We start from the raw sequence: 12,561 nt of genomic DNA, 5'->3' as shown, positions 1-12,561 counted from the left end.
CTATCGAAAACAAAATTAACTTATTTTACGGTTCAATATTTTTTTTGAGCCTCTTTGTTTGACAACTTATTGCATAAATTTGTTTCTTAATTTGTAAGAAAATTCAACAGCTATCATGATTAAAAGGATTTTTGTGCTTGCTCTGAGGTGTTTATGTCTGCTACTTTTTAATTTTAATACTTTTGCTCAACCTTCTGGTTTTATAGATGAGGTCATTTCTGATAATTGGACAATCCCTTCTGGACTTACTTTTGATGCCAACGGACGGATGTATGTATGGGAAAAAAGCGGAAAGGTTTTTATAGTTGAAAATGGTGTAAAATCGACCAAACCAATCATTGATATAAGCGAAGAAGTACTTGATTACGGAGACCACGGACTCAATGGCTTTGCTCTCGACCCTGATTTTCTGAAAAATGGCTACGTTTATCTAATGTATGCCGCCAAACGTCATCATGTACTCAATTTCGGTAAACCAGATTACCAAGCTCAAGAAGAAACCCCTTTTCAGACTACAATCGGCCGAATTACTCGTTATTCGCTTACAGTTTCGAGTGGTTTTACCGAAATTGATTTGAATTCAAGAAAGGTATTGATAGGCGAAACTCCATCAACTGGGATTCCGATTTTGGTTGATAATCATGGTGTTGGGTCTTTGGTTTTTGCTTTAGATGGTACACTTATGGCAAGTGTTGGTGATGCCGCTTTAGCAACCGAAGGAGTGGTTGATGATACACAAAGCGATTGGTTTAAGGAAGCCATAAGTTTGGGATTTATCACTGCTGACGAAAATATCAATGCCTACAAATGTCAATCACTAACATCCTTGAATGGAAAAATTCTTAGGATAGACCCAAACACTGGCGATGGAATTGCCTCAAATCCTTTTTTTGAGAGCGGTAAACCACGTTCGGCTAAATCACGAATTTGGAGTTATGGATTGCGTAATCCATTTCGATTTTCAATCAAACCAAACACAGGAAGCACAAACCCTGCTGATGCAAATCCTGGGACAATTTATATGGGGGATGTGGGGTGGTCGCATCGAGAAGAGATTAATGTGGCTACCAAAGGCGGATTAAATTTCGGTTGGCCAACCTACGAGGGCATTGATTTTATCAATAAAGCCTACCAAGACCCAACGTATTTACCAAAAAATCATCAAAAACCTATCATTGATTGGCGTGGCACTTTCGCACAAGGCATTGTAGAGGGCGATGCTTTTGCCGTTGGCTCTCCACAATTCAAAGGCAATAAATTTTCAGGAATTGCTTCGATTGGGGGTATTTGGTATAATTATCAGCAGTTTCCGAGAGAATACCAAAACCTCTATTATCACGCAGACTACGAAGGCTGGATAAAAGCTTTTAAGTTCGATACAAAAGGAAACCCGACCGAAGTGATTGATTTTGTGAGTGATATTCACCCAACGTCGTTTGCAATCAATCCGAAAGATGGAGCAATTTATTATACCAATTATTTTTACCCAAATATTCACGAAATCAGACGTTTGTCTTATAACCCAAATGCCAATCGCCGCCCAACGGTTGTGCAATCTGCTACGCCAATTTATGGAAAAGCACCTTTAACCGTAAATTTCAAAGCAAGCGACTCGAAAGACCCCGAAGGAACAGCCTTGCAATATGAATGGAATTTTGGTGACGGCCAAAGCTCAAATGAAGCTAATCCCAGTCATACTTATAATTCAATAGGAAAAGTAGCCACTTATGGTGCAAGCGTTAAAGTGACCGATGCGGCAGGGCTTTCTTCTTTCAAGACAATGAATATTTTTGTGGATAATACACCTCCCCAAATCATTAACACAAGTATCGATAAATTAGAGATTTTTGATAATACCAAGGATTTTCCAGTAAGCCTCAATGCCCAAGTAACGGATGCTGAGCATAGCAAAGAACAACTTAGTTATTTATGGTCAGTGCTGCTCTACCACGATGACCACATTCATTTCGTGACATCATCTTATCGCTTAACTGGTGAGGCTGTTTTGAATATTGTGCCATGCGATGACCAAATCTATTTCTACAAAGTTACGCTGACTGCCACCGATGCCGAAGGACTGAGTTCTACTTATGAAAAAGTAATTAAGCCAAATTGTGGAGTTTTGAGCGTATCGCCGATAGCTTCCCAACTCAGTGTTGCTCCCAATCCAACCCAACACACGATTGATATTTTTCCGTTAAACGACTTGACAAATAAGGTCTTAAAAGCGACTCTTTATTATAGAAATGGTGGTGTTTTGATGGAAAAAGAAGCTTTTTGGCAAGAAATAAAACCTATTCTTGATTCAAAACTCATTGCCGCCGAAAGCGGAATGTATCTACTGAAAATCTCAACCGATGGTTTTTCTAAGACATTTAAGGTGATAAAAAATTAGTCTCTTTAATTGTAAAATCTTTAATGCTGGCAAGGTTCAAAACCTTGCCAGCATTTTTTTTAGATAAAATTTTAATCAGGTCGTAAAAAAAACTTCAAAATGCTTGCATAATGAGATTTTTAAAATTTACTTTGCAATGCAAAGTTCTTTTTAAAATAATGCAATCGAATCAAATTAAAGTATTTTTCAGAATCAGCCGAGCCACTTTGAGTTTGGCTTTGCTTTCGGCATTGTGCTGCTTGTTGTTGATTATCAGGGCGGTGCAGACCGAGCAGCTTCGAGGGCTGTTTTTACTCTGGAATCTTTTCTTGGCTTGGGTGCCATTATTTTTCGCTCTTGTTGCCCGTCGTTTATCTTCATCAGTATTAGTCACTAAATCAAGGCAACTTTTGATTTTAGTTAATTTAGGTTTGTGGTTACTTTTCTTTCCGAATGCTCCTTACTTGATTACTGATTTGATACATTTAGGCGAATATGAAAGACATATTTTATGGTTCGATACGGTAGGCTTTTTTATTGCGGCTTTGGCGGGGGTTTGTACGGGTTTATATTCTTTACAAGTTACACATCAGGTACTTAATCAATTTATTAATAGTGTTTTAGCTTGGTTTATTATTGCGGCAAGTATTGTGTTATCAGGTTTTGGTTTGTATCTCGGACGTTTCGTAAGGTTCAATAGTTGGGATTTATTCACGAATCCATTTTATTTGTTCCGAAAATCGTTTCAAGAATTACAAAATCCATTGGCTATTCAAACAACGCTGGTTTTTACTTTGGTTGTGGCGGTGCTTTATGTTTCGATGCTCATTTTAATTCCGAATCGTGATGCAAATCTTAAAAATGCTGCGTAGTTTTCGTCATGCTTTTGCTGGGCTTCGATTTCTGATGGAGGAAAACAATGCAAGGTTTCATGTGTTTGTTGGTGTAATCGCCTTGTTAGCAGGGTTTTATTTGAAATTATCAGCCATCGAATGGACAATTATTATTACCCAAATCGGATTAGTTTTGGTAGTAGAAACACTCAATACGGCAATCGAAAAACTCTGTGATTTTGTATCACCCGACTACCATCAATTAATCGGAAAAGTAAAAGATTTAGCCGCTGCCGCAGTATTGATTATGTCGATTGTTGCGGTTATTGTCGGAATTATCATATTTTTGCCTAAACTTTTCATTCATTTATGAACGAACATCTCGAAAATCTAAAAGAAATTCGCTCCTTGATGGAACGCTCCTCGAAATTCCTTTCGTTGAGTGGCCTTTCGGGTATTTCGGCGGGCGTATGTGCTTTATTGGGTGCTTGGTATGCTTATGCTAAATTGCATGTTGATGGCTCAAGTTTGCTAAGTATTCCAGAAGTAAGACACGAAATTGTACCCAAATTAGTGCTTGAAGCGGTTGTTGTTTTAGGTTTCGCTTTGTTTTTTGGAATATTTTTTACAGTCAGAAAGACCCGTAAACAAGGATTGAGTGTTTGGAATAAATCATCAAAATTATTATTACTCAATTTGATGATTCCTTTATGTGCTGGAGGGCTATTTTGTTTGGGAATGCTTTATCACGGATTTTTTTGGTTGTGTTTTCCTGCCACTTTAGTTTTTTATGGTGTTGCTTTGGTGAGTGCAAGTAAATACACATTGCATGATACATTTTCTTTGGGTATAGCAGAAATCATTTTAGGAATAATATCCTTATTTTTGGCAAAATATAATTTAATTTGTTGGGCATTGGGTTTTGGTGTACTGCATATTATTTACGGTACTGTTATGTACTTTAAATACGATATGGCCCCCAAAAAAACTGAGTGAATTTGAAATTACTTTGAAATAAGATATTTATCACTGCTGACCATCGACCGCATCGGCGGTCCGATGTTGACGGTGGACTATTTATGCAAATATTACAGAATTTTAATAAGGCATTTGAAAGCAAGGCTCGACTCGGTATTATGTCGGTGCTGATGGTCAATGACGAGGTAAGTTTCATAGTTTTGAAAGACCTTTTATCAATGACTGACGGCAACTTGGCTACGCATTTACGTGCCTTAGAAGAAGCCAACTATATTGCATTCAAAAAAGAGTTTATCGGCCGAAAACCAAGCACCGTTTACAGCGTAACCGAAGAAGGTAAAAAGGCATTTGAAGACCACCTCAATGAACTCGAAAAGTTTATAAAAGGCTCATAACTATATTTTTTTGCAATCTTACTTTGAAATACAAAGTTCTTTTTGATTTACAACAATTAATTTTTGAAATAATATGGAAAATTCTGAACAGAAATCGACTTTTTTTGAAAGGAATGCAGCACTGATTAAAGGCTTTTTTATCGGCTTTTTAATTTTTTTATTGTTGATTCCTACCTTTATGATACAATCACTTATAAGTGAACGAGAAGGGCGTAAAAGTGAAGTAATACAAGAAGTAAGTTCAAAATGGGGGAATAGTCAACAACTAATTGGGCCAATTTTGAGGATTCCATATTACGAAATTTCAAGAGTAGAAAAGCTAAACACCAATGGTAAAAAAGAAATTGAGCAGACTAAGTCATTGGAATATGCGTATTTTTTGCCTAATAAACTGGTAGTCAATGGCTTAGTTAGCCCAGAAAAACGTAGTAGGGGAATTTATGAAATCGTTGTTTATAATTCTAAAACTATATTTGATGGCGATTTTGAAAATATTTCCCTTGAACAATTTAAGGTGTTGCCCGAAAATATACTTTGGAAAGATGCAAGCGTCTTATTTACTCTCAGCGATTTTAGGGGGATAACCGATGACATAGAACTTACTTGGAATGGCAATAAATCGTTTTATTCGTCAGGTGCAAAACTACCATTTAGTCGTGAGTCAAATATTGCAATTTCTGGGATTTCTACTCCTGTTAACATTAATAATGAAGGAAAAGGTAAATATGTTTTTCATTTTGAAGCGAATTTGAAAGGTTCGGAGTCGTTAAATATTGTTCCAATTGGCAAAACAACTAAAGTTATGCTAAACTCTAATTGGCAAAATCCAAGTTTTATTGGAGCATTTCTGCCAGATAAACGAGTAGTGAACGAAAAAGGATTTGCGGCTTCATGGAAAGTTTTGCATCTAAATCGAGACTTTCCTCAACAATGGACAGGAATCACTCCCGAAACATTGACACAATCAAGTTTTGGGGTAAATCTTATAACACCTAATGATAATTATCAACAAAGTAGCCGTTCGGTGAAATATGCGATTCTTATTATTGCACTTATCTTTATGGCATTCTTCTTCATTGAAATTCTAAATAAAAAGCGAGTACACCCATTTAATTATATCTTGATTGGATTAGCTCTTTGCATTTTTTATACCTTATTATTATCAATTTCTGAGTTTCTAACATTCAATATATCATATCTGATAGCTACATTTTTGACGGTAGGGTTAGTCTTCTTGTATTCAAAGAGCATTTTTCAAAATACACGTTTGTCTGGTTTAGTAGCCTTAGTCATGCTTACACTCTACGGTTTTATCTTCGTAATTATACAATTAGAAGATACTGCTCTTTTGATAGGTAGTATTGGTTTATTTACTATCTTATCAATAACTATGTATATCTCTCGTCGAATAGATTGGCAAAATGTTGGGCTAAAAAGTAACTAATGAGAATGGAGCAAGAAGAAAGTTGGGTTAAAGCTATAAGAAACCTGAATGTTTTGCCAATGATTGTAACGCTTATTATTTTTTGCATTATAACAATAAAAGACCATTTGTGGTGGAATAGTGAGCAAATACTGTTTATGGTATTTTCATTAGCAAGTATAATAGGATACATATTAAGTTTTAGAGCAGTGGTTGGAGAATATAGAAGCTATTTGAATCTACTTACTTGGGTTATTGGATTTATAACTACTTCTTTTTGGTTTGTAGAATTCGCTCAAATTGTAATTTACTCTTATTCTTTTGTCGAAAAATCCATTTTTGTATATTCTATTTTCTTGTTTATAATTTGTTATCCGCTTTGTATGCTTTATTACAATTTTAAATTATTTATGAATGAAATTTCTAAACCATCTTGGCACGCTGATGACGCTGATGTTCCATCGCAGATTGTTACGGATTTTTGTTCATAAAATTTATTACAAACCTGTCCTACAAATAATCTTATGTTTACGTTTAAGTTAAAACCGTTTATTGCTTTTCTCCTGCTGTTTTTAGTAGAAGTCGGAATCGCTCTTTGGGTCGATGATACCCTTATTCGACCATTTTTTGGAGATTTCTTAGCCGTAATTGCTCTATTTTTTGTGCTGAAAACATTTCTAAACTTATCAGATTTAAACTTAGCTTTTACGGCCGTCGGAGTTGCGTATTTTCTTGAGTTCTTGCAATACTGCAATTTCTTGAAGGGTGTTGGCTTAGAAAAATACAAAATCATAGTCATAGTTCTGGGCAGTTCGTTCGACTGGAGAGATGTTTTTGCTTATACCTTGGGCATTTTTGCTGTCTTTCTGTTCGATAAAGAAACGCTGGGGCTAAAGGTCTGACGGAACGTCTGACCCATAAATATTATCAATATGAATTTCGTGAATAAAAACTCAATCGTCCGTGAAATTTGGGGAAATGCCGATACCATTTTGTTTATTTTTGGTGGAGCAGCAGCCGAATTTTCATTAAATAAGGCCGTTGATTGGCTTTATTTTACTGGCAAACTCCCCGCCGACCCACTCGGTCGGTTATTTTCAACGGTGGTTTATGCCCAACAAATTATTTTTTCAGATGAGCGAATAGCCCTTGCGGCTATTGATAAAATTACGGCAATACATCAGTCGGTTGAGCAGAGTAGGGGCATGAAGATTCCTGATTGGGCCTATCGTGATGTCCTTTTTATGTTGATTCATTATTCGATTTCGGCTTTTGAATTGCTCGAAAGAAAACTGACAGATGCCGAAAAAGAAGAAATATTCGATGTCTTCAATCGGGTAGGGGAGCGAATGGGTCTGAAAGATTTACCTCGTAATCATACCGATTGGTTGCTTGTTCGAGAGCAACATTTACAAGAAAATTTACTAAAAAGCACCTTTACCGACGATTTATACAAGCAATACCGTAAGCATTTGGGTTTGCTCCGATACCTTATTTTATGGGAAGGACAAAAACTCGTTGTGCCTTTTCGAGTAAGCAAGCTATTATCAATGAGAAGGTTTTCGGTTTTAAAGCCTTTTCTGCTACTTTATAAATTCACACAAAAAATACGATTCGATAAGTTTCTGAAACAAGCCCTCCTTCCTCCCGATTATGCACAGCAAATTATGGCTTTGGATAGAATGGCTATCGATTCACGATAATTGATTTTCAAGTTGTTAGGGTTTAGGTTTGAAAAGCTCCTTGATATTCGAGGGGCTTTTTTGTTGATTTATGAAAGATACCTTTAAGCTGTTGTTGGTTAGATTCTTAATTATACATTCTTCGTTCTCCATTAGTACCTAAAGCCAAACATTTTTCGTAATTTTGTAGGATAAATCAAAAAAATACGCTCGAATGAATGCTGGACAAGCTTATTGCTCTTTTTGTGGCAGACGTAAAAACGAAGTTGAATTATTAATATCTGGGTCAGAAGCTAATATCTGTAATTTTTGTGTCGAACAAGGTTTTCAATTAGTACAACAAGAATTAAATGGTGGAGTTGCTCCGCAGAAAAAAGAAAAGAAAAAGAAATCAGAATTACCAAAGTTTGATTTAAGACCGCCAGTTGAACTCAAAAATCACCTTGACCAATTTATTATTGGGCAAGATGAAGCCAAAAAGGTTTTGAGTGTGGCAGTATATAACCATTATAAACGCCTAACTCAGCCAAAACGTGAAGACGATGTAATGATTGAGAAGTCGAACATCATCATGGTTGGCGAAACTGGTACGGGTAAAACCTACTTGGCTCGTACGATTGCAAAGGTGCTTCAAGTGCCATTTGCCATTGCCGACGCAACGGTGCTTACCGAAGCGGGTTATGTGGGCGAAGACGTAGAAAGTATCTTGAGTCGATTGCTTCAAGCGGCCGATTTTAATGTAGAATTAGCCGAGCGTGGTATCGTTTATATTGATGAAATTGATAAAATTGCCCGCAAAGGCGATAATCCTTCTATCACGCGTGATGTAAGCGGTGAAGGTGTGCAACAAGGACTTCTGAAATTATTGGAAGGCTCAATCGTGAGCGTGCCACCGCAAGGCGGACGCAAACACCCAGAGCAAAAATTGATTCAGATAAATACCGAAAATATCTTGTTTATTTGTGGAGGGGCTTTCGATGGTATCGACCGCCACATTGGCAAGCGTATGAATACTCGTCCGATTGGGTTCTCTAATACTGGTAAAAATATCGACCTTTCGACAGATACAAGTTTGCTGCGTTTCGTGACTCAACAAGACCTAAAATCATTCGGTTTGATTCCTGAATTGATTGGTCGTTTGCCTTTGTTGACTTATCTCAACCCGCTCGACCGTTCGGCACTTCGTAGAATCCTTACCGAGCCTAAAAACGCTTTGGTAAAACAATACAAAAAACTTTTTGCGATGGAAGATGTAAAACTCGAATTTTCGGAAGAAGTATTGGAGTTTATCGTTGACCAAGCAATGGAGTTTAAACTCGGTGCAAGGGGCTTACGCTCGGTTTGTGAAGCAATCATGACCGATATTATGTACGAAATTCCTTCTGACAAGTCAATCAAAAACTTTACGATTACGCTTGACTACGCCCAAAATATGTTTGAGCGTTCGGCGTTTTATCAGCTAAAATTGGTTGCTTAGTTTTAATAATATTTTCTTCTAAAGTCTCATTTTGCTTGCGAAATGAGACTTTTTTATTTAAAACTTTCTTTGCGACCTTTGTACAATACTTTGGGCGTTTTGTGGTTAGTCAATTAAGCACAGCATATTTCTCAAATTAAATCTACAATCAATATGAACGTTATTTTCTTACACGGTTTTGGCGAAGATGCCACAGTTTGGACTGATTTTTTGAAACTTTTACCCAGCGAACATACTTATTTTTGCCCCGATTACTCATCATTGACTAATATCGAAAGTATTGATGGCTATGCTGATTGGTTAAAAGCATATACGAATGAAAACAGTATTTCCGAATCTGTAATCATTGGTCATTCGATGGGTGGATACATCGCTTTGGCTTATGCTGAAAAATTTCCGAAAGAAGTTTTAGGATTAGGACTTTTTCATTCTTCGGCTTATGCAGATAACGAAGAGCGTAAAGAAATTCGCCTCAAAACCGCTCGTGTGATTGACCAGCAAGGTACGGCCAAATTTATCAAAGGATTTTACCCGAATATGTTTACCGAAGAATTTAAGGAGAAAAATGCTGATTTTATCGAAAAGCAAATCGAAAGTTATGCCTATTTCCCGAAAGAGGCCCTGATGAATGCCCAAGTTGCTATGCGTGGGCGTGAAGATAAAACCAAGGTTTTGAAAGATGCCACGTACCCAATTATGATTTTAGCGGGTGAAAAAGATACTTTCGTGCCGAAATTGGCTGCCCAAGAACAAATAGCTTTATTAAAAAATAACCACAGTGTGATATTAGAAGGTGTAGCTCACGCAGGAATGTTTGAAAAACAAGCCGAAAGTGCCAAGGTCGTAACTAATTTTTTGTCGAAGATTTGAAAGATTAATATGCGACAAACACAATAAAAAGCTTGTAATGGCTAACCCTGTAAGGGTCTTTAGAAATTAAGATAGGGCATCGCCCTATTAATAAAGACGAAGCTCTCAAACAGGGAAGGGCTTCTCTCTTCCCTAAGTGCGTTAAAAACCTTCCAGCATTAAGATAAATTTGAATTGTTCTACACCCACAAAAAGCACAAAAGCCAACATTCCTGCTGGCTTTTGTTGTATATCAATTACTCCCCTTTAGGGGATGGGGGTTACTTCCAACCATCATCCGAAGGTTTTGGTTTTGGAGCTGGTTTTTTGGCTGCTGCATTTCCTTTAGCAGGTGCTACTGATGATGCAGTAGAGAAACCGCCACCACTTGGGCTTGAAGAAGCAACTGCTACGTTTTTCTCAACTCTCGAATACACACGACTTACGATTTTCCATTCGCCATTGATTTTCAAGAGATTCAAGAAATCAACGAATTTGAAAGTTGGTAATTCTTCTTCGGTTACGGCCGTAGCTGCAGTGCCAGCATAGCTATAATTTACAATTTTGCTTGTCCATTTTGCTCCACCCGCAGGCACGGCAGCAATGAATTTTTTCACCGGCATTTCCGAAACTTTCCCTTCTTTACTCAAATTACGGAGATTGGCATAAGGAAAAAATGCACGATTCAAACGAGCCGTGTCGCCCACAGCACCGCCATCTAAGTAATTATTGATTGTTTCTTTAATAGCGTCGTCTTCTGATTGAGCAAAGGTGCTTACCGAAATACCCAATAAAGCTATCAATGCAAATAATGATTTGTTCAATTTCATCGGTATAGATATGTTTTAATCTTGTGGTAAATTAACGAAAATATTTTTTTACTATTGCTATTATCTAATTTCTAAATTTAAAAATTGACTAAGTTTTGTTTTTATGATGCTGATAGCCAAATGATTATTTTTATTTGGCGGCGTATTCCTTTATTACGGCACTAATATTTGCTTCGGTGTTTCCTTGTTTTACTCTATTATCAGACAAGATTTGTATGATTCGCTGGTCTAAAATCGAAAAAGTATTAAAATCATAATTATTACTACTCATCACGGGTATCATTATCGACTTTGTATTTTCGGTGTGACCAATGCCCAAGGCGTGTGTTAGCTCATGGCGTAAAACACCATTTTGCAAATTGCTTGGTGTTGTGGGCGAAAGCCAAACTACTGCTTTGGTTATGGCATCGCTCGACCATTGAGTAAAGGTAGTACCTTGAACCGAACTATTGCTCACCTGAAAGCTGGTATATTTGCTATTATGAGTGGCCGCTTCAACTCTGTTTATGATAATATCAGCTTCAGCTACAACTTCGGTTCTGACCATCTTGTTGTATTTATTCAAAGTATTCATGTCGGCCATCACTTTATCTAAAGCACTCAATAGAGTGGTGGTTCGGCCGCCGTCCCAATATACTTTAATTTGAGTTTTGGTTGGCAACCATTTTCTAATGGTCATTGCTGCAGTGCCTGCCGAATTCTTTAAAGCAAGCCTCACAAAAGTATCGTATATTTCTTGACTACTGGGTTTTACGGTTGTTGTGGTGGATGTTGTTGTTGTATTATTGGTCGAATTGGTAGTTGTATTAGTAGCTGGGGTAATATTTTCTTCTGAAGTTTGGCAAGCAATCGTCAGAAAAACTAATGATACTGCGGTTACGGCAAAGGCAATTTTCATTTTGGCTAAATTTTATTTCACTTGTCTCAATAGAATTTTATAGGGTTTTGTGTGAAAAATCAACTAAAAACAGAGCAAATTTCGTACCATCAAAACCTAAAAAATCTTTTATTTTTTGTGTTTGAGAATAGCGATTATAATTATTTAACGAAAAAAAATATAATTTGTTACTTTCTGAATAAATTACGTCAGAAGGGATGTAAATGTAGAAGGAAGCTGGGATTGTTACCGAAAAGTAAATAAATTTATAAAAAAAATGATTTTTATCTTGCGGAAACTAAGTTTTTAATACATTTGTAATAGTTAAATTTTATTTACTCCAAAACAAAAATTACACAAAATGGGATTAATGTCATTTTTTAAAGGTGTGGGCGAAAAACTTTTCGGACACAAAGAAGAGGCTGCTCCAGTAGAACAAAAAGAAGAATTGAAAGCAAGTGCTTTATTGGCTCACGTTCAAAAACTTGGTTTGCCATTCAACACCCTTACTGTTAAAATTGCTGGTGATACCGTAACCTTAGTTGGTGAAGTTGACAAGCAAGAAGATGCAGAGAAAATTGCATTAGCAGTAGGAAATGTAGAAGGCGTACACGTAGTTGATAACCAATTGGTAGTAGCTACTCCTGAACCAGAAGCTCAATTCCATACTGTTGTGAGTGGTGATACACTTTCAAAAATTGCTAAAACTTACTACGGTGATATGATGAAATATCCTGTGATTTTTGAAGCTAACAAGCCGATGCTTACACACCCTGATAAAATCTATCCAGGTCAAGTATTAAGAATTCCTGCTCTTTAATCTTGTAAAGAGAATTTATATGA

The 12,561-nt window shown here is 36.7% G+C and carries 14 protein-coding genes; 12 read left to right on the top strand and 2 right to left on the bottom strand.

Annotated features, from left to right (window positions below; all coding sequences use genetic code 11):
• Positions 1–115 precede the first annotated feature (115 nt).
• From IEX65_RS01935 to IEX65_RS01885, 11 genes are all read left to right on the top strand, one after another.
• Complete coding sequence (locus IEX65_RS01935; protein WP_188764097.1) at positions 116–2,395, top strand: PQQ-dependent sugar dehydrogenase; 2,280 nt, start codon at positions 116–118, stop codon at positions 2,393–2,395.
• A 158-nt stretch (positions 2,396–2,553) separates the two neighbouring features.
• Positions 2,554–3,246: a DUF1361 domain-containing protein gene (locus IEX65_RS01930; protein ID WP_188764095.1), complete on the top strand. Its 693-nt coding sequence runs from the start codon at positions 2,554–2,556 to the stop codon at positions 3,244–3,246.
• A complete protein-coding gene (locus tag IEX65_RS01925) occupies positions 3,221–3,580 on the top strand; it encodes a diacylglycerol kinase family protein (RefSeq protein WP_188764094.1) in 360 nt (119 codons plus the stop codon). Before IEX65_RS01930 ends, IEX65_RS01925 begins: the two co-directional genes overlap by 26 nt.
• The gene (locus IEX65_RS01920) at positions 3,577–4,203 is read left to right on the top strand and encodes a hypothetical protein (protein WP_188764092.1); all 627 of its coding nucleotides are present in this window, start codon (positions 3,577–3,579) and stop codon (positions 4,201–4,203) included. Before IEX65_RS01925 ends, IEX65_RS01920 begins: the two co-directional genes overlap by 4 nt.
• A gap of 83 nt (positions 4,204–4,286) precedes the next feature.
• On the top strand, positions 4,287–4,580 hold the full coding sequence (locus IEX65_RS01915) for a winged helix-turn-helix domain-containing protein (protein WP_188764090.1): 294 nt from the start codon (positions 4,287–4,289) through the stop codon (positions 4,578–4,580).
• A gap of 73 nt (positions 4,581–4,653) precedes the next feature.
• Positions 4,654–6,024: a cell envelope integrity protein CreD gene (creD, locus tag IEX65_RS01910; RefSeq protein ID WP_188764088.1), complete on the top strand. Its 1,371-nt coding sequence runs from the start codon at positions 4,654–4,656 to the stop codon at positions 6,022–6,024.
• Between the two features lie 5 nt (positions 6,025–6,029).
• Complete coding sequence (locus IEX65_RS01905; RefSeq protein ID WP_188764086.1) at positions 6,030–6,494, top strand: hypothetical protein; 465 nt, start codon at positions 6,030–6,032, stop codon at positions 6,492–6,494.
• Between the two features lie 33 nt (positions 6,495–6,527).
• On the top strand, positions 6,528–6,905 hold the full coding sequence (locus IEX65_RS01900) for a ribosomal maturation YjgA family protein (RefSeq protein WP_188764084.1): 378 nt from the start codon (positions 6,528–6,530) through the stop codon (positions 6,903–6,905).
• A 30-nt stretch (positions 6,906–6,935) separates the two neighbouring features.
• Entirely contained in the window at positions 6,936–7,706 is a 771-nt protein-coding gene (locus IEX65_RS01895) for an oxygenase MpaB family protein (protein ID WP_188764082.1), read from the top strand.
• Positions 7,707–7,899: 193 nt separating this feature from the next.
• Positions 7,900–9,162 (top strand): ATP-dependent Clp protease ATP-binding subunit ClpX, encoded by a 1,263-nt coding sequence (clpX, locus tag IEX65_RS01890; protein WP_188764081.1) that lies wholly within the window; start codon positions 7,900–7,902, stop codon positions 9,160–9,162.
• A 153-nt stretch (positions 9,163–9,315) separates the two neighbouring features.
• Positions 9,316–10,032, top strand: coding sequence for an alpha/beta fold hydrolase (locus IEX65_RS01885; protein WP_188764079.1), 717 nt, complete (start codon positions 9,316–9,318; stop codon positions 10,030–10,032).
• A 260-nt stretch (positions 10,033–10,292) separates the two neighbouring features.
• On the opposite strand, the gene IEX65_RS01880 is transcribed toward IEX65_RS01885, so the two are convergent.
• On the bottom strand, positions 10,293–10,841 hold the full coding sequence (locus tag IEX65_RS01880) for a nuclear transport factor 2 family protein (RefSeq protein WP_188764078.1): 549 nt from the start codon (positions 10,839–10,841) through the stop codon (positions 10,293–10,295).
• A gap of 130 nt (positions 10,842–10,971) precedes the next feature.
• Positions 10,972–11,739: a DUF2927 domain-containing protein gene (locus tag IEX65_RS01875; protein ID WP_188764076.1), complete on the bottom strand. Its 768-nt coding sequence runs from the start codon at positions 11,737–11,739 to the stop codon at positions 10,972–10,974.
• Positions 11,740–12,079: 340 nt separating this feature from the next.
• Between IEX65_RS01875 and lysM the strand changes: the two genes are divergently transcribed.
• Complete coding sequence (lysM, locus tag IEX65_RS01870) at positions 12,080–12,538, top strand: peptidoglycan-binding protein LysM (RefSeq protein WP_188764073.1); 459 nt, start codon at positions 12,080–12,082, stop codon at positions 12,536–12,538.
• Positions 12,539–12,561: the final 23 nt, after the last annotated feature.

Origin of the sequence: Emticicia aquatilis, from assembly GCF_014644295.1 — a bacterium.
In the GTDB taxonomy this organism is placed as follows: Bacteria; Bacteroidota; Bacteroidia; order Cytophagales; family Spirosomataceae; genus Emticicia; species Emticicia aquatilis.
The sequence above is the reverse complement of the archived record's forward strand: the minus strand, read 5'-3'. Positions and strand labels throughout refer to the sequence as shown.

Excerpts from the sequence above, each read along its gene's own strand:
- IEX65_RS01935 (WP_188764097.1), top strand. The coding sequence starts at position 116 with ATGATTAAAAGGATTTTTGTGCTTGCTCTGAGGTGTTTATGTCTGCTA.
- IEX65_RS01930 (WP_188764095.1), top strand. The coding sequence starts at position 2,554 with ATGCAATCGAATCAAATTAAAGTATTTTTCAGAATCAGCCGAGCCACT.
- IEX65_RS01925 (WP_188764094.1), top strand. The coding sequence starts at position 3,221 with ATGCAAATCTTAAAAATGCTGCGTAGTTTTCGTCATGCTTTTGCTGGG.
- IEX65_RS01920 (WP_188764092.1), top strand. The coding sequence starts at position 3,577 with ATGAACGAACATCTCGAAAATCTAAAAGAAATTCGCTCCTTGATGGAA.
- IEX65_RS01915 (WP_188764090.1), top strand. The coding sequence starts at position 4,287 with ATGCAAATATTACAGAATTTTAATAAGGCATTTGAAAGCAAGGCTCGA.
- creD (WP_188764088.1), top strand. The coding sequence starts at position 4,654 with ATGGAAAATTCTGAACAGAAATCGACTTTTTTTGAAAGGAATGCAGCA.
- IEX65_RS01905 (WP_188764086.1), top strand. The coding sequence starts at position 6,030 with ATGGAGCAAGAAGAAAGTTGGGTTAAAGCTATAAGAAACCTGAATGTT.
- IEX65_RS01900 (WP_188764084.1), top strand. The coding sequence starts at position 6,528 with ATGTTTACGTTTAAGTTAAAACCGTTTATTGCTTTTCTCCTGCTGTTT.
- IEX65_RS01895 (WP_188764082.1), top strand. The coding sequence starts at position 6,936 with ATGAATTTCGTGAATAAAAACTCAATCGTCCGTGAAATTTGGGGAAAT.
- clpX (WP_188764081.1), top strand. The coding sequence starts at position 7,900 with ATGAATGCTGGACAAGCTTATTGCTCTTTTTGTGGCAGACGTAAAAAC.
- IEX65_RS01885 (WP_188764079.1), top strand. The coding sequence starts at position 9,316 with ATGAACGTTATTTTCTTACACGGTTTTGGCGAAGATGCCACAGTTTGG.
- IEX65_RS01880 (WP_188764078.1), bottom strand. The coding sequence starts at position 10,841 with ATGAAATTGAACAAATCATTATTTGCATTGATAGCTTTATTGGGTATT.
- IEX65_RS01875 (WP_188764076.1), bottom strand. The coding sequence starts at position 11,739 with ATGAAAATTGCCTTTGCCGTAACCGCAGTATCATTAGTTTTTCTGACG.
- lysM (WP_188764073.1), top strand. The coding sequence starts at position 12,080 with ATGGGATTAATGTCATTTTTTAAAGGTGTGGGCGAAAAACTTTTCGGA.